General features: G+C 58.2%; 23 protein-coding genes. 11 read left to right on the top strand and 12 right to left on the bottom strand.

Going from position 1 to position 18666, the window contains the following annotated elements; translation table 11 throughout:
• The first annotated feature begins 6 nt into the window (after window positions 1–6).
• From MDG893_RS01470 to MDG893_RS01445, 6 genes are all read left to right on the top strand, one after another.
• A complete protein-coding gene (locus MDG893_RS01470; RefSeq protein ID WP_157132722.1) occupies window positions 7–1806 on the top strand; it encodes an intermembrane phospholipid transport YdbH family protein in 1800 nt (599 codons plus the stop codon).
• Between the two features lie 5 nt (window positions 1807–1811).
• Window positions 1812–2030, top strand: coding sequence for a YnbE family lipoprotein (locus MDG893_RS01465; RefSeq protein WP_007151932.1), 219 nt, complete (start codon window positions 1812–1814; stop codon window positions 2028–2030).
• A 29-nt stretch (window positions 2031–2059) separates the two neighbouring features.
• The gene (locus MDG893_RS01460) at window positions 2060–2404 is read left to right on the top strand and encodes a YdbL family probable chaperone protein (RefSeq protein WP_040474197.1); all 345 of its coding nucleotides are present in this window, start codon (window positions 2060–2062) and stop codon (window positions 2402–2404) included.
• On the top strand, window positions 2405–3079 hold the full coding sequence (locus MDG893_RS01455) for a polyamine aminopropyltransferase (protein ID WP_007151930.1): 675 nt from the start codon (window positions 2405–2407) through the stop codon (window positions 3077–3079).
• A 136-nt stretch (window positions 3080–3215) separates the two neighbouring features.
• Window positions 3216–3749, top strand: a complete 534-nt coding sequence (locus tag MDG893_RS01450) for a hypothetical protein (RefSeq protein WP_007151929.1) — start codon at window positions 3216–3218, stop codon at window positions 3747–3749.
• 23 nt (window positions 3750–3772) lie between these two features.
• Window positions 3773–4168 carry a hypothetical protein gene (locus tag MDG893_RS01445; protein WP_007151928.1) on the top strand — a complete coding sequence of 132 codons (396 nt, stop codon included), beginning with the start codon at window positions 3773–3775 and terminating at the stop codon, window positions 4166–4168.
• On the opposite strand, the gene MDG893_RS01440 is transcribed toward MDG893_RS01445, so the two are convergent.
• The 3 genes from MDG893_RS01440 to MDG893_RS01430 all read right to left on the bottom strand — a co-directional run bounded on the left by MDG893_RS01440 (window position 4165) and on the right by MDG893_RS01430 (window position 6119).
• Window positions 4165–5025 (bottom strand): PA4780 family RIO1-like protein kinase, encoded by an 861-nt coding sequence (locus MDG893_RS01440; protein WP_007151927.1) that lies wholly within the window; start codon window positions 5023–5025, stop codon window positions 4165–4167. The two genes, MDG893_RS01445 and MDG893_RS01440, sit on opposite strands and share 4 nt — an antisense overlap.
• Window positions 5026–5133: 108 nt before the next feature.
• Window positions 5134–5502: a ribbon-helix-helix domain-containing protein gene (locus MDG893_RS01435; protein ID WP_040474196.1), complete on the bottom strand. Its 369-nt coding sequence runs from the start codon at window positions 5500–5502 to the stop codon at window positions 5134–5136.
• Between the two features lie 47 nt (window positions 5503–5549).
• A complete protein-coding gene (locus tag MDG893_RS01430) occupies window positions 5550–6119 on the bottom strand; it encodes a DJ-1/PfpI family protein (protein ID WP_007151925.1) in 570 nt (189 codons plus the stop codon).
• A gap of 140 nt (window positions 6120–6259) precedes the next feature.
• Between MDG893_RS01430 and MDG893_RS01425 the strand changes: the two genes are divergently transcribed.
• Window positions 6260–7252, top strand: coding sequence for a CobW family GTP-binding protein (locus tag MDG893_RS01425; protein WP_007151924.1), 993 nt, complete (start codon window positions 6260–6262; stop codon window positions 7250–7252).
• Window positions 7246–7659, top strand: a complete 414-nt coding sequence (gene arfB / locus MDG893_RS01420; protein WP_007151923.1) for an alternative ribosome rescue aminoacyl-tRNA hydrolase ArfB — start codon at window positions 7246–7248, stop codon at window positions 7657–7659. The genes MDG893_RS01425 and arfB overlap by 7 nt, the downstream gene beginning before the upstream one ends.
• Window positions 7660–7672: 13 nt before the next feature.
• Here arfB and MDG893_RS01415 read toward each other — a convergent pair whose 3' ends face one another.
• The 3 genes from MDG893_RS01415 to MDG893_RS01405 form a co-directional block, all read right to left on the bottom strand.
• Window positions 7673–8026: a DUF1428 domain-containing protein gene (locus MDG893_RS01415; protein ID WP_007151922.1), complete on the bottom strand. Its 354-nt coding sequence runs from the start codon at window positions 8024–8026 to the stop codon at window positions 7673–7675.
• 16 nt (window positions 8027–8042) lie between these two features.
• Window positions 8043–8402 (bottom strand): YciI family protein, encoded by a 360-nt coding sequence (locus tag MDG893_RS01410; protein WP_007151921.1) that lies wholly within the window; start codon window positions 8400–8402, stop codon window positions 8043–8045.
• A gap of 80 nt (window positions 8403–8482) precedes the next feature.
• Window positions 8483–9709 carry an RNA polymerase sigma factor gene (locus MDG893_RS01405; protein ID WP_007151920.1) on the bottom strand — a complete coding sequence of 409 codons (1227 nt, stop codon included), beginning with the start codon at window positions 9707–9709 and terminating at the stop codon, window positions 8483–8485.
• Between the two features lie 107 nt (window positions 9710–9816).
• Here MDG893_RS01405 and MDG893_RS01400 point away from each other — a divergent pair, with 107 nt between their 5' ends.
• A complete protein-coding gene (locus tag MDG893_RS01400) occupies window positions 9817–10194 on the top strand; it encodes a thiol-disulfide oxidoreductase DCC family protein (protein WP_007151919.1) in 378 nt (125 codons plus the stop codon).
• A gap of 78 nt (window positions 10195–10272) precedes the next feature.
• The gene (locus MDG893_RS01395) at window positions 10273–10590 is read left to right on the top strand and encodes a putative signal transducing protein (protein WP_007151917.1); all 318 of its coding nucleotides are present in this window, start codon (window positions 10273–10275) and stop codon (window positions 10588–10590) included.
• A 59-nt stretch (window positions 10591–10649) separates the two neighbouring features.
• On the opposite strand, the gene MDG893_RS01390 is transcribed toward MDG893_RS01395, so the two are convergent.
• From MDG893_RS01390 to MDG893_RS01380, 3 genes are all read right to left on the bottom strand, one after another.
• Window positions 10650–11474 carry a DUF6160 family protein gene (locus MDG893_RS01390; RefSeq protein WP_007151916.1) on the bottom strand — a complete coding sequence of 275 codons (825 nt, stop codon included), beginning with the start codon at window positions 11472–11474 and terminating at the stop codon, window positions 10650–10652.
• A gap of 99 nt (window positions 11475–11573) precedes the next feature.
• On the bottom strand, window positions 11574–13385 hold the full coding sequence (locus MDG893_RS01385; RefSeq protein WP_007151915.1) for a choice-of-anchor D domain-containing protein: 1812 nt from the start codon (window positions 13383–13385) through the stop codon (window positions 11574–11576).
• Window positions 13386–13658: 273 nt separating this feature from the next.
• Entirely contained in the window at window positions 13659–14693 is a 1035-nt protein-coding gene (locus tag MDG893_RS01380) for an AraC family transcriptional regulator (RefSeq protein ID WP_007151914.1), read from the bottom strand.
• A 137-nt stretch (window positions 14694–14830) separates the two neighbouring features.
• Here MDG893_RS01380 and MDG893_RS01375 point away from each other — a divergent pair, with 137 nt between their 5' ends.
• Window positions 14831–15508 carry a methyltransferase domain-containing protein gene (locus MDG893_RS01375; protein ID WP_040474146.1) on the top strand — a complete coding sequence of 226 codons (678 nt, stop codon included), beginning with the start codon at window positions 14831–14833 and terminating at the stop codon, window positions 15506–15508.
• On the opposite strand, the gene MDG893_RS01370 is transcribed toward MDG893_RS01375, so the two are convergent.
• From MDG893_RS01370 to MDG893_RS01360, 3 genes are all read right to left on the bottom strand, one after another.
• Window positions 15502–16494, bottom strand: a complete 993-nt coding sequence (locus MDG893_RS01370) for a PA2778 family cysteine peptidase (protein WP_007151912.1) — start codon at window positions 16492–16494, stop codon at window positions 15502–15504. The two genes, MDG893_RS01375 and MDG893_RS01370, sit on opposite strands and share 7 nt — an antisense overlap.
• Window positions 16495–16506: 12 nt before the next feature.
• Complete coding sequence (locus MDG893_RS01365) at window positions 16507–16908, bottom strand: PA2779 family protein (RefSeq protein ID WP_007151911.1); 402 nt, start codon at window positions 16906–16908, stop codon at window positions 16507–16509.
• Window positions 16909–17050: 142 nt separating this feature from the next.
• Complete coding sequence (locus MDG893_RS01360) at window positions 17051–18493, bottom strand: phospholipase D family protein (RefSeq protein WP_007151910.1); 1443 nt, start codon at window positions 18491–18493, stop codon at window positions 17051–17053.
• Window positions 18494–18666 lie beyond the last annotated feature (173 nt).

Below are 18666 nucleotides of genomic sequence, written 5' to 3'. Positions count from 1 at the left end.
GCTTTCATGACATTACGCCGATGCCTGCTGTTGCTTCTGAGCCTGATTGTCATGTTGTCGATGGCGGGTGGCTTGTATGCCCTTGTCGCGTGGGAGACCTGGCGGAAGGCAAACGGCATCAGCAACCTTGAATGGCAATGGGGTGACGTCTCGCTGGCGGGCCTGCGGCTGGACCGTTTGTCTGCGACCCAGAACCGGGAAGGGCAGCGCTATCACATGGTGGGGAAACAACTGTCGCAGGCCTGGAGCTGGCACTGGTATGGCCCCATGCCCGAGGCCATTGTGATCGATCAACTGGCACTGACTCTGCCGCAAGGTGTCCATGCCGAGGGTGATCTGACCATCTCAAGTCCTCTGGAACCCGATAAACGGCAGCTCACCACCAACGACATGAAGATCGAAGGGCGCTTGCCCGAACGGAGCATTGCTGGCTGGACCATGAGTGAAGGCCGGATAAACCTGACGGTCAGCGGTAAAGCCAGCGAGCGGTCTGCAACACTGACTCTCGGCGAACAAAGCCGTGTCGAGTTCGACGATATTGCCGCGCCCGGCGAGGATTCCCGGTTAGATGACCTGGTGTTCAACCTGGCCGGTGTGACTCTGCTCGGGGACTATCAGCTGGCCCCCATGGCACTGGACCGGCTTGCGGTCGAGGGTCCGTTTGAGGCGGCCGTCGCCACCATTCACAACGCCCAGTTGATTCCCCAGCCCTGGCGTTTCGATGGGCAACTGGACGGCACCCTTACCGAACTGAAGATCGACGGAAGGCTATCGTCGGACGCCGGCGCCATTGCCGATACGCACATGAACTATCCGTTCGAGGGCGTACCGGCGCTTGAGGTGAGCATGAATGCTGAGGGCACGAGTGGCGGTCGCGCGCTGGCGGATACGTTCACCGCCTGGCCAGCGGCGATGGAGGTGAGTGACGGTCGCGTAGAGGCGGCCCTGAGTGCGCGCTTTCCATTCCAGGGCATCCGCGTTCAGGGGGACATTGATTTCGATAACGTTGGTGGATTGTACGCCCGGACGGCCTGGACCGGTCTCGACGGCAGGGTGAATCTGAGCCTGGACAATGACGACGTAAATGTTCGGACATCCGATCTGACACTGGATACCCTCAATCCAGGCATCGCCTTGCGCGATGTGCGGGTTGCCGGCTTCTATCGCGCGCGCCGGAGTCAGGTTGCCAACGGTACCCTGGTTCTGGACCGGGCCTCATCCGAGCTTCTGGGCGGCGAGGTTCGGGTTACACCTGGAGAATGGCAACTCGCTGACATGCCGCTGCGGGTTCCCCTTGAACTCAGCGGCATTGAGCTGGCGCAGCTGATGCAGGTATACCCCGCCGAGGGGTTGGCGGGCAGCGGTTTGCTTCAGGGTGCTATTCCGGTGCGGATTGGTCCGGAGGGTGTGAGCATCGATTCCGGGCAGGTCCAGGCGGTGGCCCCTGGCGGAACGCTGAAACTGCCTGCCGATCGATTGAAGGGGATGGCCCAGGGTAACCAGGCGATGACATTGGTGGTCCAGGCCATGGAAAACTTTCACTACTCGGTTCTTAATAGCACGATAGACTACGCTCAGGATGGTACCCTCACGCTGGGATTGCGGTTGGAAGGCAGCAGCCCTGAGGTAAGGGATGGTCATCCCATTGTCCTCAACATCAATCTGGAAGAGGACATTCCGGCGTTACTGACCAGCCTGCAACTGAGTGGCCGGGTCAATGACGCCGTGACAGAAAAAGTGCGCAACCTGATACGGGAGCGGGAAGCGCAACGCCAATCCACCGGGGCGGGAAACAATCAGGAGTAAGGCATATGGTCGCATTTGGGCCGGGCGGTTTGTCCGGAAAACGTGGTTACACGCTGGTGCTGCTCGCACTGGCCCTGGGTATGGCAGCCTGCACGCCTACGGTCAGGATGGAGGCGCCCAAAGAGCCCATCACCGTGAACCTGAACGTCAAGATCCAGCATGAAATCTACGTGAAGGTGGATGAAGAGGTGGATGAACTCTTCGGCGAGAAGGGGTTGTTCTGATGGTCAATTCTGAATCCAGGGAGTCACTCATGAAACGGTTTTCCAAACTCGGTGCGTTTATCCTCGTACTTTGCCTCGCCATACCGGCTGCGGCCATGGGGCTGCAGGAGGCCAAAAGCCAGCTGGATACCGCCAAACAGCAAGGACTGGTAGGGGAAACCCCAACGGGGTATCTGGACGTGGTCAAGGCAAGCGGAAACGCCCAGGGAATTGTCGACGCCATCAACCAGGCTCGTCGGGCTGAATACGCCCGCATTGCGGAGAAACACGATATTCCCGTCACCCAGGTGGAAACGGTGGCCGGCCAGAAAGCACTGGAAAAAACACCATCGGGGCAGTACATCCTGAAGGATGGCCAGTGGGTTAAAAAATAGATGGGCCGATTCCAGGAAATCGGTACAGCGACGATTCCCGGCAACGGGACCCGGTTGCGACTGCTGCAACGCAATGATGAGTTCTCTATCAAGATTGCCGGTACTACCGGCGAGCTGATGAACAGCCGCTTGCATGGCTCGGAGGATGCGCTGGCCACGCTCGCCTGCGAGCGCATAGTTGGCGTGCCTGGGCCCCGGGTATTGATCGGTGGGCTGGGCATGGGGTTCACGCTGGCAGCGGCGTTGTCGGCTCTGGCAGAGGACGCCAGGGTAACCGTGGCGGAGCTGGTGCCGGAGGTCGAGGAATGGAACCGGGGGCCGTTGGGCGCAGCCGCTGGATATCCACTGAACGATGCTCGCGCCAGTGTTCACGTGGGCGATGTGGCAGAGTTGCTGAGAGAAGGCGACGGCAACTGGGATGCCATCCTGCTGGATGTGGACAACGGCCCGGAAGGACTCACCCGCAAGGAGAATAACTGGATCTACTCTCCGGACGGTATCGCAGCCGCCCAGAAGTCCCTGAGCCCCGACGGCATACTGGCCTATTGGTCCGCCGGCCCGGAGCACGCATTCACCGAAAGACTGCGCCGCGCAGGCTTTTCCGTAGAGCCGGTGACGGTCAGGGCTCTGCGCCCGGGCAAGGGCGCGCGCCACGTAATCTGGCTAGCCTGGTAGAGCGAGCCCTCAGAGCGTCTTATTGCCGGATGGTCATTCGAAATACAGGTATGTGTGTTGTATGTTCATGGATAGGGGGGCAATGCCTCACAGCAAAAGCCCCATCCATTCGCTGCAAGGCTCAGGAGGTATTGTCATGAAACCCTCAATGAGTTTGACCGGTGAGCACGAAGGCCACAAAGTGGCTGCCGTTTTCGAGACAGCGTCGGACGCCAACGGAACGGCAAAAGCATTGTGCAACGAGACATGCCTGACCAATGATCAGGTATCCGTGCTGAGCCCCGCCGACCGCCGCCAGGGAAAAGAACTCGAACCTGAGGACCAGGGCATCTGGCAGACACTTGTTCGTTCCCATGTGGGCCTGAGTGTCGGCGGTGCTGTATCGGGTTTTATCGTCTATATGATACTGAATGCCCTTGGCATTGGTTTTATCTCGCAGAATACGGTGGTCTCGGGGTCCGCGCTCACCGCGCTTGGTTTGATGCTCGGGCTATTGGTTGCGGGGGGCATCACTATCCGCCCGGACCACACACCCTATCTGATGAAGGCACAGTCCGCTTTGCGCAAGGGCCAGTATGTATTGGCCGTTCACGCGGAAAACACGCAGCAACTTCAGCAAGCGAAGTCGCTTCTGCGCGCCCGGAATGTTAAAACAGTGCAAACTCTATGATGTAGCTGACCGGGAATCTGTTTATGGAAGATCTGAAGCGCTCGCGGGTAACCATTGTTGCCGTCAGCGCCGTTGTGCTGTTTTTTCTCACCAACTATCTGGCGCGCTTCCTGTTCGGGCTGACAGGCGTGGTGGTTTCCGTGGTGATCGCGGCACTGATTGCGGCCTACATCGGCTGGTCAGTGGTCCGGGTATTGAAACGGGTGCCGACTGGTGAAGAGCGCGGGCGCGTGCTGTGGGCCTACGGCGGCTTTCTCGGCGCGTTGTTCGTTGCCTGGGGTGCCTATGTGGGCCTGTCTGCCGGGCTGGATTCCTCGGGAGTACTGTTCCTGCTTAGCCATTACCTGCCGTACCCGGCGCTGGCTCACCTGATGTTGTCAGATCGTGTGGCAAGTCGGTTTGTGGAGAAAGTAGGTTAGTCGTCGCCGGCCTCGGCATCCCTCAGGCGTTCCAGGCGTTCGCGCTCTTCCTCTTTCGCGGCATCAATAACCGCCATCAGTTCGTCCACATCCGCGCTTTCCGTGTCGTGCTCGAAACACCCGGTCAGCCGGCTGTCGGGGTGCAGGTCGCCGGACTCATAGAGCGCCCAGATTTCCTTGCCATAATCCGTGTTCAACAGTTCAGGGGCGAAGCGTCCAAAATAGCGGCGCATGTTGTCCACGTCCCGTTCCAGCATTCTTTCGGCGCTGTTGTTGCCAGAAGCATTAACCGCCTGCGGCAGGTCGATGATGACTGGGCCCGTGGCATCGACCAGTACATTGAACTCTGACAGATCGCCATGGATCAGGCCGGCACTGAGCATGCGCACCACGTCAGCAATGACTTTGCTGTGATAATCCCGGGCCTGCTCCGGCGTGAGTGTGACATCGTCCAACCGGGGCGCGGCTTTGCCGTCTTCGTCGGCAATCATCTCCATCAACAACACGCCATCCACGAATCCGAACGGTTCCGGTACGCGCACGTCGGCACCTGCCAGACGATAAAGGGCGTCCACCTCGGCATTGAGCCAGGCGTCTTCCTGTTCCTTTTGGCCGTAGCGGGTTTTCTTGCCCATGGCGCGGGCGCGACGGCTGTTACGAACCTTGCGGCCTTCCTGGTATTGGACGGCCTGTTTGAAGCTGCGTTTCTGAGCTTCCTTATACACCTTGGCACAGCGAACACTGTCACCGCAGCGCACCACGAACACCTGGGCCTCCTTGCCGCTCATCAACTGGTAGAGAACTTCGTCCACCATGCCGTCATCGACAAGGGGCTGTAATCGTTTGGGTATCTTCATAGATCCTTTCGGTCGGCTGGTTGGGCCTGGCGGGTCATCGTATGTCGACCGGCGTGTATGGGGGGCATCTTACCTGAAATTGGTAAAAGACCCCTCATATTCGCGGATTTAGTGCGCGGCTTCGCTGGGGGGCTTCTGGTCCATGTTCCTGGCGAGGATCTTGTCAGCATCCAGGGAGGCGATGGGCACCCGGGTATCGCGGGGAATATCGCCGCTGAGCTGCAGGGCGAGGTACCGCATGGCACACACCCTTAGAAACGAGGTGAAGTTGCCCAGATCGTGCCCGGCGTCAATGGATTCGTGATAAAGCCTGGTGATCATCTGGGGCAGGTTCATGCCGTCCCGGGCCGCGATTTCTGTGAGTGCGTTCCAGAACGCGTTCTCCATGCGAATACTGGTGACCATGCCGTCGATGCGCAGGGAATGGGTGCGGCTGATCCAGAGTTCGGAATCCGCGTGGACGAAGAGTTTACACATGGTGTGATCCTCGTGAATCCGGGGCTGCATTGGCAGCCCCGTTTCCGTCACTTGTCCAGCAGTTTGAAAAACTGTGCCAGCCACTGCGGATGCGCTGGCCATGCCGGTGCTGTCACCAGATTACCATCGGTGACTGCAGCGTCAACGTCGATGGCGGCGAAGCGGCCTCCAGCCAGTTCCACTTCCGGTTGGCACGCCGGGTAGGCCGAGCATTCACGGCCTTCGAGCACGCCGGCCGCGGCCAGCAGCTGCGCGCCGTGACAAATGGCAGCCACCGGTTTTTCGGTTTCAAAGAAGTGGCGGACCAGTTTCTTGACGTCGTCGTTCAGGCGTAGGTATTCCGGGGCGCGACCACCGGGTACGACAAGCGCGTCATAATCCGCGGGGTTGAGTCCGGCGAAATCGGCGTTCAGGGCGAAACGATGGCCCGGCTTTTCGGTGTAGGTCTGGTCGCCTTCGAAGTCGTGGATGGCCGTGGCCACGGTGTCTCCTGACTTTTTGTCAGGGCAGACCGCGTGCACCGTGTGGCCAACGGCCTGAAGTGTCTGAAAGGGCACCATGGTTTCGTAGTCCTCGGTGAAATCACCGGTGATCATCAGTATTTTTTTACCGCTCATACCCGTCTCCTTGTGCTTGTTGGTGGTAGCCTGACTACAGTATCAGCGGGCGAATCGCAGCGGGTATTAGGGGAATACTACAGTGTTATGTTATAACACAATGTTGTGCTGACCTTTCCATTCAACGACACGGGCGATCTATGACGTCACCAATACCCACCAATCTTGTGCTCGGCTTTCTGGGCGTGGGAAAAACCACCGCCATACTGGACCTGCTGAAGAAAAAGCCGGAAGGAGAAGTTTGGGCGGTTCTGGTGAATGAATTTGGCGAAGTGGGTATTGATGGCGCCTTGCTAGAAACCGAAGGCACTTTCGTGCGGGAGGTGCCAGGAGGCTGCATGTGTTGCGTGGCCGGATTACCGATGCAAATCGGACTCAACCAGTTGATTCACAAAGCCCAGCCAGACCGATTGCTGATTGAACCAACGGGCCTTGGGCATCCCTCCCAGATTATTGAAACCCTGACGGGCGAGCATTATCAGGATGTGCTTCAACTGGGCCCTGTGCTTTGCCTGGTCGACCCTAGAAGGCTTGAGGAGCAGAAAGTTCTGGAAAACGTACAGTTCCAGGATCAGGTGGCGGCCGCTGATATTGTTGTCGCCAATAAAACGGACCTTTGCACACCGGAGCAGGTCGCCCGGTTTGATCATTGGGTGGCCGAGCTGCAGCCGGAAAAGACGGCCGTTTTCCACACCCGGCAAGGCCGGCTGGACATTGGCTGGCTCGATGGGGAGACTGCGCTCTCCGAGGTCAGTACGCCCCACGCGCACCATCACCATGACTCTTCGGAAGCTGCGCCGATTCCCGATATCCAGGACGAACCGTGGCAGCGGGTCAGCAACCGGGGGCAGGGGCATTTCAGCGTGGGATGGCGTGTCCATCCAGACACGGTCTTTTCAGAAACCGCTCTGCTGGCATTGTCGCTCGATAGCCGTTTTGTACGGTTCAAGGCAGTGGCTCGAACCAGTGATGGCTGGCGGACGATCAATATGGCGGACGGCGCGCTGTCGGTGTCCGAGTGCGAGCCACGAGAACTGTCCCGTATCGAGGTCATTAGCGAGCAAAGCCTGGACGTTGACGAGCTGGATGGCAGCTTGCGTGAATCCATCGAAAAAACGGAACCGTCATGCTGAAAATTTCCAATGCGGTGGAACTGGGGGACTGGGAGATCGAGCTCACCCAGATCCGGGCCCAGGGCGCCGGTGGCCAGAACGTCAACAAAGTGGCCTCCGCCGTTCACCTGCGCTTCGATGTCCTCAATTCCAGCTTGCCACCGTTTTATAAAGAACGGCTGATGCGGCTGTCCGACCAGCGCATCAGCAAGGAAGGTGTCGTTGTCATCAAGGCTCAGAAATTTCGCACCCTGGAGCTGAACAAAGAAGATGCCCTTGAGCGCCTGAAAGCACTGATTCAGGAAGCGGTAAAGCAGCAGAAAGCCCGCCGGCCGACACGCCCCACCAAGGGATCGCAGCGCCGGCGCGTGGACAAAAAGACCCAGAAAGGTAAAACCAAGGCACTGCGGGGTAAGGTTTCTCTCTAGCCCTGCCCATTGACTACTCGTCCACAACCGTTTCAAATCCGCCATAAATGAGGCGCTTCCCGTCGAAGGGCATGGGATTTACATCCGCCTGGATACGGGGGTCCTCCATGACTTTCGGCATGCCCTTGTTCCGTGCCTCGCGGGAGGGCCAGACAATCCATGAGAACACAACCGTCTCGTCCGGCTTGCACTTCACGGCCATGGGGAACGATGTGACTTCGCCCTCGGGTACATCGTCACCCCAGCATTCCACCAGTTTCAGGGCGCCGTGATCCTTGAACACCACGGCCGCATCGCTGGCGTGTTTGATGTATTGCTCTTTGTTGGCGGTGGGGACCGCCGCTACAAATCCGTCGACATACGTCATGTTGAATCTCCTGGTATCAGTCCTTGGGAGGAAGTTCGCGCGCGGGCCTGACTTCAATGCTGCCAAAGCGCGCAGGGGGGATACGGCTCGCGAGTTGCAGAGCCTCGTTCAGGTCGTTGGCATCCAGCAGGTAGAAGCCCGCCAGTTGTTCCTTGGTTTCGGCAAACGGGCCGTCTGAAATCAGCACCTCGTCGTCCCTGACTCTCACCGTTGTAGCCGTGTCGATAGGCTGCAGAGGTTGGCCTGTTACAAACTTGCCCTGACTGGTGAGCTTCTCCACGCCGGCAATACACTCCTGGTTGAGGTCATGCCACTCCTGTTCAGTCATGTTGTTGATGATGCTTTCCTGGTAGTACACCAGAGCCACGTACTTCATGTGAATCTCCCTTTTTGCGTGTGGTTATCTGTATGTCGTCCGGAGGGTGGATGAATCGACAGCCCGGGGAAAATTTTTTATCACGCGCCGTCGAGAGCCGTCAGCCGCCGGCTCAGGTAGCGTTGTTCCGGCCCCTGCTGTGTGAGGGTCAATGCTCTCTGATAAGCCGTGCGGGCGCCTGCGAGATCGCCCGAACGGCGAAAGAGATCGGCACGGGCGGCGTGATAGAGGTAGTAACTCTGAATGGCTTTGTGGCCGGCCAACTGGTCGAGCAGCTTCAGGCCTTCCTCCGGTGTGTCTCGCATGGCCACAGCCACAGCGTGGTTCAGGGCAATAACCGGTGAAGGCTGACGTTGATAGAGAGCCTGGTATAGCCTGGCGATACGGGCCCAGTCGGTATCCAATGCGGTGGCGGCCTTGGCGTGGGTAGCCGCGATGGAAGCCTGGAGGGTGTAGGGTGCTGCTGGTGTCAGTTCCAGGGCTCGATCGAGCCAGGTCAGCCCGGAGCGAATCTGCTCCTGATCCCAAAGGGACCGGTTCTGGTCCTCCAGGGTTACCAGTTCGCCATTCGCATCCTGTCGAGCATGCCGCCGTGAATCTTGCAGGAGCAACAGCGCCAACAGGCCGAAGACTTCCCCATCCGGCAGCAGTTCGGCCAGTAGCCTGGCCAGACGGATGGCCTCGCCGGCGAGACTGATGTTGACGATGGTGTTGCCTTCGCTGGAGGAATACCCCTCGTTGAAAATCAGGTAGACGACTTTCAGGACGCTCTGCAGGCGCTGAGGGAGCTCCTTTCGTTCCGGAACTTCGTAGGGAATATTTGCTTCGCGTATCTTGCGCTTGGCACGGACAATTCGTTGCGCTGTGGTGGTGGGTTTCTGCAACAGGGCGCTGGCGACCTGCTCGGTGGTCAGGCTGCATATCTCGCGCAACGTCAGTGCCAGTTGCGCCTCAATGGCAAGGCTTGGGTGGCAACAGGTGAAAATCAGCCGCAGAAGGTCGTCATCAATTTGGTCGGTGTTTGGCTCCGGGGTGTAGAGCTCGTTCTCGGCGACGTGGGAAAGGTTATCCCTGGCGGTCTGTCGCCGGCGAATGTGGTCAATGCCGCGTCGATGGCCGGTTTTGATCAGCCAGGCCGCAGGATTATCGGGAATGCCCTGTCCAGGCCACTGTTTCACGGCAGCGGCGAAGGCCTCCTGCATGGACTCCTCGGCCAGGTCAAAGTCGCCAAGCAGACGAATAAGTGTGGCCTGCACTCGACGTGACTCGGTTTGGTAAATCGTGTCGATACGGCTGGCTATGGTCATGGTCGCTACACCTGGTCCCTTGCGGCGATTTTCTGATTGTTTTGATAACAATAATCATTGTTTTATCGTGTAATCAAGTGAATGCGATGCAACAAATGGAGAGGGCTATGACTGAATCAGAAGATCGGCTTCGCGTGTTTTATGATGGCGCCTGTCCAAGCTGTGTGAGGGATCGCAAACTCTATGAACGGCTGGCGGGCAAAACCGGAGACGCTGTTGAGTGGGTCGATATCACCGGCCGCGACGACGAGTTGAAACAGCTGGGTATTGACCCGGTTGCAGCGCTTCAGGAACTGCATGTTGAAGATGGCCGGGGTAACATTCATCGGGAACTGGATGCCTACATTTTGCTGATGTCGCGGGTGTGGCTGCTGAAGCCACTGGCCTGGCTGGTTGGCTTGCCGGTGATTCGCCCTGCACTCGCAAAGCTTTATCACCGCTGGGTGGGTGAGCGGCTGGAGAGAACCGGTCGACTGCCAAAATAACCCCGCGGGAATCGACGAATGTCGTGAAGCAGGCTAGGGTTTAATCAAGACATTCCTGGAAGTGACTGGAGCCAGCCAATGCAAATAGCGTATCGCGCCCGAGATCTGGCCGAAGCACATATCGTCGCCGGCCTCCTGCAGTCCAGAGGTATAGAGTGTCATGTTGGCGGTCATTATCTGCAAGGCGCCATGGGTGAGATCGGTGCCGCAGGATTTACCAATGTCCATGTCGAGGATGAAGATTACGTTCTGGCTCGTACCCTAGTCTCTGAATACGAATCGGCAAATGCCCCCGAGAGTGCTTCTGCCCATGGAGAGGATCGGGCCAACCGTTACGCCACCTGGTTTCTGTTATTTCTGGCGGTCGTGATGGTGGTGCTCTTTGGCGCTTTGTGACGATTGGCCAAGGGTAGGGGGGGCTCCCCGGGCATGCGCCCGGAGAGTGATTCCAAGTGTCAGTGCCCGTAAACCCGCATGGAGGTGTTACGGATAGCAAGGTCATCCAATCCCACCGATCCGATGGACGTGCCTCCCACCAGCACCTGGCCGATGGACATATCGGCTTCAAAGGTGTTGATATCGATAGCCAGGCTGTCGGTGCCCGCGGCATTGGCATCCTTGTAGATGTCCATATCCACCAGTGTGAACAGTGGCAACAGTGAGGGGTTGTCGGGGTCGTAACCAGCGCCGGTAATCCGCATGTCACGAATCCCCACTGCCATAAAGGGCACATCCAGTTCCAGCTCGTCGATGGCAAACCGGGTGGTCAGGTTGAGGGTGTCCGTGTCGGTATCCACGGTCGCCTGGGCCTGGAGTATAAGACCTTCCGCAGAGAAGTTGTCCGCCAGCAACGTGCTTTCGCCGCCATTGCCCCGTAGCTCCCAGGCGCCGGTGCGCACGGCAAAGTCCACAGGGCGCGCGGTGATCGGGAATACATTGATAATGGCATCGCCATCGTCAGCGACATCCAGTTCAATCTTGATGTTGTCGATCAGATCCGTGCTGCTGGTGCCGAAAATGGCATCGCGCCCGGAGGTGAATTCCTCGAACATGTCGATGCGATCCGCACCGCCAATGAAGATGTCGCTGATACCCAGCGTGCCTTCATCGGTGTAGGTGAACTCGTCCATGGTGACCTGGGTTTCGAGTTCAATGGTAACGCCGGCCTGGCCGGTAATCTGGCCCATGTCGGCGTCGTGCAGTGGTTTGAGTTCGGCGTACCCGCTCAGGGGCAGGCCCGCGATGGCTAACACTAACGCTGATTGCTTCAGGCTTTTCATTGTTATCATCCTTCCTGGTGTTGTTATGGTGGTTTGCCGGCATCCGAAGGTGCGGCTACCGGCAAACCGGGAGGCCTCTGGGAGCCTCCCTTACTTCCCTCAGAGGTTCGGGGTCAATGTCAGATCAATGCCATTGTCCGGCCCAGCGAGGAACTGGTTGAGAACGTCGGTCAGCGGACCACAGTTCTGCAGGGGTGGCAGTGTGTAGTTGCCAGTTACGTCACCGCCCTCGGACAGCGAGAAGTTGGTGCCTTCCACCGAGGCCAGCTCGATGTTGACCGGATCCGCCGTGCGGCAGTCCTTGCCACCACCCACCGGAATCTTCAGGCCGAACAGGCGTACGGTTACCTTTGGTACCTCCACGTACAGCGAGGAATTGGCCGTGAGGTTGCCATTGATCAGCGTGCCGGTGGTGATGTCCGCTTGCTCGAATGTCACTTTTGCATTGGCGGTCAGACTCTTGAACAGCAGGGGAATCTTGAACTGACCCTGGGTGGGATCAAGCGCAAGGTCTGCTTCGAACATGCCCGTTGCGAGTTCAAGCTGGGTGGCGATGCTGCCAGACAGCGGCAGTGAGCTGCCGGAGGCGTTGATGTCGGTTTGCCCTTCCAGGTCCAGGAGTACTTCAAGCACGTCGTTGCTGCCATCGTTGCCCTGACCACTCAGGGCCACAGTTACGTCTGGCATTTCCGGGTCGTCAGAGGCAATGTTGAGTGTCGCACTGCGCCCACCGGCGGCCGAAGGCATGAAGCTGATTTCAACGGTACAGCTTCCATCCTGTGCCACCGTTGTACAGTCGTTGGTCTGGGTGAAATCGCTGCTGTTGGTGCCGGCGATCTCGATGGCGTTGATCGTCAGCGATGCGGTGCCTTCGTTGGCAATAGTGATCTGTGCGGTGGCTGTTTCACCCAGCATCACGGAACCAAAGCTGACGTCAGCGGGCGTAACGCTGATTTCTGGCACGGGCGCGAGCACGCTGTTGCCCGTTAGCGGCACGTCGACCACAGGGTTTTCGGCGTCGCCGGACTCAATGCTCAGAGTAGCGCTCTGGTCACCCTCGCCGTCGGGGATATAGGTGACATTCACGTCGCAGCTCTCACCGGCAGCAACGGTGGTACAGCTGTTGGTCTGGGTGAACGCTGCTGCATCCGCTCCGCCAAGGCTGATGTTGTTGATACCAAGTTCGGCCTGGCCTGTGTTGGAGATGGTAACCACCTCTTCCGCAGTCGTGCCGGCCTGTACGTTGCCGAAGTCGATATTTTCCGGGCTGACGGCGATACGAGGTTCAAACTGCTCGTCGGGAACCACCTGAACGGTCTGCAGAATGTTGTCCTGGCCGGCATTCTGAACGCACTCGGAGGTGAATTCGCCGATGGGCGCAGGCGCAATATCGCCGTTCTCAACACGGGCGATCATGTCGAGTGTAAGGCCGCCGATGCTAATGACCGCCTCACCAACATCATCCTCGGTGAAAGTGATGGCCGGGGAGGTGCCTTGAGCCGGAACGGTAAATTCGCCGGTCTCATCGGGAATGGGCGACTGGGGAATGGTCAGCGGTACCGTCAGATCAATCTCACGGCTCGGCGTGACAACAATGGTTTCATTGGTAGCGGTGCCTTCAATGGTGGCGGAACCCACCAGCTTGAGGCCCAACCTCGAATCTTCATTCACCGTTGTCAGGGCGTCCACCGTGAATTCTGGTGTGGGCTGCCCTACCGTTGCCTGGCTGGGTACATCAGCACTGATCTGCGCTCGAATGGGCTGTTCGCCAATCAACGGGAACGGGCAGGTGAATTCCAGTTCCAGTGACACCGGTTCGGCAAAGGCATTGCCGCCACCGGTCATCAGCGCCGCGGCTGCTATCGCAGTACCGAGCGTGCGGACGCTTGTGTTGGGATTCCTGAGTTTCATGAGTTCGTCCTCTAGGGTTTCAATCTTTGTTGTATGGGTATGCAGAAATCACCGATGAGGACTGCTGTATCGGTCTTGCAATGTGTCCCTTTATGACTGCGTGGGGGGTTCTATCCTCACGCAGTGCCATTAGGCCGTTGCCGAGAGGTTCGGGTCATTGCTAAGGCCGGCAAGGTTTTTGTTCAAAGCGGAGAGAGCGCCGGGGAAATTCCGTTTTCGTGACGCCCTTCAAAAACTGACTCTTATCAGGGGAATGGGTATTCGAATAAATGGCTATTTTCGGTCGCGGGCCTGGCGGCGAACATCGCCGGGCGTCTGGCCCGTCCAGGAGCGGTAGGCTTTGGTGAAGCCGGCCTGATCGCTGAACCCCAGCTTTTCGGCAATAGAGTCGAGTGGGATAGCTGTGTCAGTGAGATACAACGTGGCAAAGTTCTGGCGTATCTCGTTTCTGAGCGTCCTGAATGAGGTGCCTGCGGTCGACAGATGCTGTCGCAGGGTGCGGGGGCTCATGTCGAGCCGACGGGCAAGATTGTCCATGGCGCAGGGGCGGCCTGGCTGGCTCATGATCATTTCCCGCACCTGCATGACGGTTTCATCGGCCTGTTCCGACGGCTCACGCTCTCGCGAGCGGGCGTTGGCCAGGATGAATTCCAGGCCGGTATCGTCGTTGCGAATGGGGCGGCCGGACAAAGGCATGGTGACCTGGTTCGCGGGGGCGTTGAAGCGAAACTCACAGTCGGTAGCGATGCTGCGCCACTGCTCCGGCTCCAGTGAGGAGTCGAAATCGAACTCGAAACAGAAGTGCTTGCACACCTGGGAGGAAATCCGATGGATGCTGCCCATATAGATTTTGGTGAGGCAGGGGCGCAGGTCACCAAGACCCCAATTGTCGATCAGTTGTATCCGGAAGGTGGAACCGGTTGAGCTGAGGTCCATGTCCATCAGCGGCAGGCCTACGCGCAAGTACTGTACAATCATGCTGATCAGTCGGCGGGGGTTTTCCTGGCCGAGCACGGCGAAGCCAAGTAGTCCATGAGCCGGAAGGTCCAGTTGCTGGCCGAACTGGAAGGCGGCCCGCTCATCACCCATCAGCCACTCCGCCTTACCCAACAGTTGCCGGACCTGCCCCATGGAGAGGCTCGCATCGGGATCGTCCAGCATGTCGCTGGAGATGTCGGTATCTCCAAGGATGGCGTGGCGCCGAACGCCCTTGCGCTCCATAAACCGAATAAACTGTCGGGCGTAGCGCGCCGAGATCAGCGGCACTTCGAGTGCCATCGGGCTGGACGTTTCCACCGTTCGTTCCATGAGAGGTAGCCTTGTTTAAGAGGAACTGCCGCGTTCAGCGCACAGTTGTTTACTCTGTCTTGGCCCAGTATAGGCAGGGTTGTCCGGGTTGATTTTGCTCACCGGTCACGGTTCTGGTGTGATGGCCGGAAATGACAATGAAACATTCGTTAGATTTTGCAGGAGATCTCCCATTGAAAGTGCCCTGTCCGGTGTGTGAAACACGCTCACTGGTGCCGTTTCAGACCATCAAAGACATACCGTACTATCGTTGTGAAACCTGTGAGGCGACGGTCATGGACTCGTCTTGCTGGTTGGACGAGCGCCGGGAACGGGAGATTTACAACCTCCACGACAATCATCCGGAAGATGAGGGCTACCGACAGTTTCTTTCGAAGCTGACCAGCCCGTTACTCGAGCGACTGGAGACGGGTGTGCGCGGCCTGGATTTTGGCTGTGGCCCCGGCCCGGCGCTGGCCGGGATGCTGCGGGAAGCAGGGATGGACATGGTGCTCTATGATCCCTTCTTTCATCCGGACACGTCTGTTCTGGAACACCAGTATGATTTCGTATCCTGCACGGAGGTGGTGGAACACCTTCATCGCCCGGCGGATACGTTTCGTCAGTTGAACAGGCTGATGAAACCGGGTGGCTGGTTGGGCGTGATGACCTGCTTCCAGACAGACGACCGACGATTTGCCAGCTGGCATTACCGGCGGGACCCAACCCACGTTGTGTTTTATCGGGAGTTCACCATGGCCTGGTTGGCCCGGAGGCATGGGTGGCACCTGGAGATTCCGGCCAAGGACGTCGCGTTGTTCCAGAAGATTCAGTGAATCGGGGTGGGGCAGTCCAATACAGGACACTCGACGGGACGGGGTCGATCGCTGTCGTTCTGGATGTTTCCGTCGAAACGCTCTGGATCAATGGCACTGGCACAGCTGGCTGCTTTTCTGGATGCTGTGGCGCAGCCTTGGGTAGCCAGTGCGTGGGCAAGGTTGTTCCAGCCGGCGGCCAGGTTCGGGAATTTGGTGGTCAGTCTCAGGAAATGTTGCGCGGCCAGGTCCACCTGGCCCTGTTGCCAGGCAATATTTCCCTGTCCTATGATGGCCGCTGGTTGGTCCGGCCAGGCCTGTTCGGCCGTTCGATAGGCTTTAGTGGCGGCGATGGTCCTGCCGGTGGTTTCCAGGTCGTTGGCGGATGTCAGAAAGCGAAGAGGCTGCGCTGTCGCCGGCAGTTGGTCGGGTGGCAGGATGACCGTGGCCCAGTTGTCTGCACGGTTCCATGTGGCCATGAACACCTTCAGTGCCTGCTCGTGCCGCTCCTGGGTACCGGTATGAAGAATGATGGTGCGGTCGTCGGCGTCGTAACCGATCACCACGGCGAAATGCCATTGTGGCCACCAGTCGAATCGCAAGTTCTGCATCACCAGCACCGGGTGGCCAGAGGCTATCTCCTCCAACAAGCTCTTGAGCGAACCGTCCAGCGGGTAGACTAGTAAGCCATGGGATCGGGCGGCAGACACCATTTCAATTTTCAGGCTGCCCTGGCGTGCCGGCAGGTATACCAGTTCCTTCAGGACGGTGGGGTTGGTGTTCAGCCCCTGGCTGTTGAGCATCATGGCGAGGGACGCGGGGCCGCACTGGTACAGCTCCTGAGCATGGAACGGAACATGATCCAGCACTTTCCGCTGATCAGCACCGGCCGTTTTCAGGGCGGGGGTATCGGGCCATTGAGCTCGGCTGGCGCAGCCCGCCAGAATCGCTGCCAGTAAAAGACTGACAACGACTCGCAGCAGGTGCAACTGGGTAGGACTGATCACGGAGCTATTGCGCTACCGGATACAGTTGATGAACGGGAAGATATTGGTCGCGCACAGCATGTCGGTGATGATGAACACCAGAAGGAACAGAACAATGATCCCGACAACGCCCTCACCAACGGGAGCCTCTGCCAGTTGTTGCTCAAAGGATGACAATTCCTCCGGCGTCAGGTTCTGGATGCGCTGTTCAACCTGTTCCTGACTGACGCCCATTTCTGCCAGCTTTTCCTTTACTTCATCCCGCTCAAGCATGTTGAGCAGTGACTGGCGGTCCAGGTCGGTGCGTTGCTCGGTCAGCAGCTCATCGGTTCCAACCATTCCCGCTGAGGCGGAGGATGCCCAAACGGAGCCGAAAGCCATCATGATGGCCATGACAAACGATACGTACCGCAGATGGTTTCTCAGGGTTTGCATTACACTCTCCTGTTATTTTCGTTCAAGAAGCGGTCTTTCCGGTTGCTGCCTGCGATATAGCCGACTGCTACACCCGACATTCAAGCTGACCTAATAGTAGCACGCGTTTTCGGGGTTTCAGGTTCCTTATGGCGAAGGACGCCTAAAATGTGGACAGTCCCGTGGCCTCCATCAATCTGTATTGCCAATACCGTATCCTGGATTCATCGGCCCAGGCATTGTAGGGCAGGCTCATTACCGGTGTTTCACCCGGGCCGTGCTCCCATTGCTCACTGAAGAAGCCAGTCGCTTTGCGCACGATCTCAGAGTGTACGTCGGAGCGCACGAGCACGCTGGTTTCAAGGTTCAGGTCGTCGAGGTTGCGGCGGGTGAAATTGGCCGAGCCGAGCAGCAGTTGAGCGTTGCCTTGGGTGTCGCGCCTGATCAGTAATTTACTGTGGCACTGTTCACCTTCGGTGTTACACCAACGTACCGTGATGCCGGCGCCATTGAGCTCCATGGCCGCCTGTCGGTTCGGTATGCCGCTTTTTTCCATGCCGAAGGCATCGTTGTTGGCGTCCAGTAGTATCCGAACTTCGACACCGCGATCGTGGGCTTTTTTCAGTTCCTTCAGCAACGTTCGGTGTGACAGGTAGAACATGGCGAGGTCCAGTCTATCGCCCTTCTTTGCAGTGCTAATGAGGTCGCTGGCGGTTGTCCGTATGGCCGATTCTGTGACGACCTGGATGGTACCGACCGAGCCGATGCCGGCCGCGGCTTGAGGCAAGCTGCTGATCATTTCGTCCACCACCTCGGTGTCTGCACCGGACATGGCCAGGACGGCACGCTCACTGAGCAGCAAATCGGCCACGGCTGGCCCTCCGAATCGCAGGCCTATGTTGCTGTGCCGGCTGCTCCCATCGTGTGGATTGGCAGAGGTCACCAGGGCGTGAAAGCCTTCAGCGTTGTCGGTGATCAATACTTTCCGGTGATTGGCCTTGAAGTTGGGGAGTGCCAGGTAGCTGCGCAGGGTAACCGGCTGCTCACCGAGTGCGTTCGGTAGCCAGCCACCGGTCGCCGAGTTGCCCATCCACTGACAACAGAAGCGCCACAAGCCGGACCAGGTGGGGTTGCTGTCACGAAGGCGCTCCAATCTGGTTTCTATTACCGGAATGCCTGCCTGCCTGAGTTGCTTGAAATAGGGCGAAACCGTACCGCCGTACACAGTGTTTATGGGGTCGGAAATAACGACAACACGCAGATCCGGGTTCGTCTTCTTTTGCTTGAGCAAGGCGTCGGTCAGTTCCTGTGCCAATGGCCGCTGCCGGCTGCCTTCCTCGCGGGTGCCGTTGAAGAGAAACATGTCCACCAGAACGAAACGGCGGGCTCCCGAAATCATATTGAGGGCCTCGTCGAAAATTTCCTGGTCCAGCCGTGGTTCCTCGTTGCCGAAATGCAGGGTTCTGTCGGTGAGTAGCCTGGCATCGGTCAAAGGATGGGCCTTGCCCTCGTAACCTATCCCGGGTGGCAGGGGCTTCAATGTGTGGTAAAAACCGGTTGTTATGACGGTCAGAATAACCAAACCGATCAGTAACTTCACTGTCATCGTCGTACTTCCTGACGGAAAGGGTCCAAAGACGAAACTATACTGCACCGGAACCTGTGTCGTCCTTACACCCTTGTCATCCTGGGGTAATAATGGTCGCGACGTGATCCTGGTCCCAGGTAAACAAACACTTACAAAAAACGTCCTTCTTGAACTATCGCTGCCGGCGTTCA

Origin of the sequence: Marinobacter algicola DG893 (assembly GCF_000170835.1) — a bacterium.
In the GTDB taxonomy this organism is placed as follows: domain Bacteria; phylum Pseudomonadota; class Gammaproteobacteria; order Pseudomonadales; family Oleiphilaceae; genus Marinobacter; species Marinobacter algicola.
Note: the sequence above shows the minus strand (reverse complement) of the source record. Positions and strands in the feature narration are given on the sequence as shown.

Excerpts from the sequence above, each read along its gene's own strand:
- MDG893_RS01470 (WP_157132722.1), top strand. The coding sequence starts at position 7 with ATGACATTACGCCGATGCCTGCTGTTGCTTCTGAGCCTGATTGTCATG.
- MDG893_RS01465 (WP_007151932.1), top strand. The coding sequence starts at position 1,812 with ATGGTCGCATTTGGGCCGGGCGGTTTGTCCGGAAAACGTGGTTACACG.
- MDG893_RS01460 (WP_040474197.1), top strand. The coding sequence starts at position 2,060 with ATGAAACGGTTTTCCAAACTCGGTGCGTTTATCCTCGTACTTTGCCTC.
- MDG893_RS01455 (WP_007151930.1), top strand. The coding sequence starts at position 2,405 with ATGGGCCGATTCCAGGAAATCGGTACAGCGACGATTCCCGGCAACGGG.
- MDG893_RS01450 (WP_007151929.1), top strand. The coding sequence starts at position 3,216 with ATGAAACCCTCAATGAGTTTGACCGGTGAGCACGAAGGCCACAAAGTG.
- MDG893_RS01445 (WP_007151928.1), top strand. The coding sequence starts at position 3,773 with ATGGAAGATCTGAAGCGCTCGCGGGTAACCATTGTTGCCGTCAGCGCC.
- MDG893_RS01440 (WP_007151927.1), bottom strand. The coding sequence starts at position 5,025 with ATGAAGATACCCAAACGATTACAGCCCCTTGTCGATGACGGCATGGTG.
- MDG893_RS01435 (WP_040474196.1), bottom strand. The coding sequence starts at position 5,502 with ATGTGTAAACTCTTCGTCCACGCGGATTCCGAACTCTGGATCAGCCGC.
- MDG893_RS01430 (WP_007151925.1), bottom strand. The coding sequence starts at position 6,119 with ATGAGCGGTAAAAAAATACTGATGATCACCGGTGATTTCACCGAGGAC.
- MDG893_RS01425 (WP_007151924.1), top strand. The coding sequence starts at position 6,260 with ATGACGTCACCAATACCCACCAATCTTGTGCTCGGCTTTCTGGGCGTG.
- arfB (WP_007151923.1), top strand. The coding sequence starts at position 7,246 with ATGCTGAAAATTTCCAATGCGGTGGAACTGGGGGACTGGGAGATCGAG.
- MDG893_RS01415 (WP_007151922.1), bottom strand. The coding sequence starts at position 8,026 with ATGACGTATGTCGACGGATTTGTAGCGGCGGTCCCCACCGCCAACAAA.
- MDG893_RS01410 (WP_007151921.1), bottom strand. The coding sequence starts at position 8,402 with ATGAAGTACGTGGCTCTGGTGTACTACCAGGAAAGCATCATCAACAAC.
- MDG893_RS01405 (WP_007151920.1), bottom strand. The coding sequence starts at position 9,709 with ATGACCATAGCCAGCCGTATCGACACGATTTACCAAACCGAGTCACGT.
- MDG893_RS01400 (WP_007151919.1), top strand. The coding sequence starts at position 9,817 with ATGACTGAATCAGAAGATCGGCTTCGCGTGTTTTATGATGGCGCCTGT.
- MDG893_RS01395 (WP_007151917.1), top strand. The coding sequence starts at position 10,273 with ATGCAAATAGCGTATCGCGCCCGAGATCTGGCCGAAGCACATATCGTC.
- MDG893_RS01390 (WP_007151916.1), bottom strand. The coding sequence starts at position 11,474 with ATGAAAAGCCTGAAGCAATCAGCGTTAGTGTTAGCCATCGCGGGCCTG.
- MDG893_RS01385 (WP_007151915.1), bottom strand. The coding sequence starts at position 13,385 with ATGAAACTCAGGAATCCCAACACAAGCGTCCGCACGCTCGGTACTGCG.
- MDG893_RS01380 (WP_007151914.1), bottom strand. The coding sequence starts at position 14,693 with ATGGAACGAACGGTGGAAACGTCCAGCCCGATGGCACTCGAAGTGCCG.
- MDG893_RS01375 (WP_040474146.1), top strand. The coding sequence starts at position 14,831 with ATGAAACATTCGTTAGATTTTGCAGGAGATCTCCCATTGAAAGTGCCC.
- MDG893_RS01365 (WP_007151911.1), bottom strand. The coding sequence starts at position 16,908 with ATGCAAACCCTGAGAAACCATCTGCGGTACGTATCGTTTGTCATGGCC.
- MDG893_RS01360 (WP_007151910.1), bottom strand. The coding sequence starts at position 18,493 with ATGACAGTGAAGTTACTGATCGGTTTGGTTATTCTGACCGTCATAACA.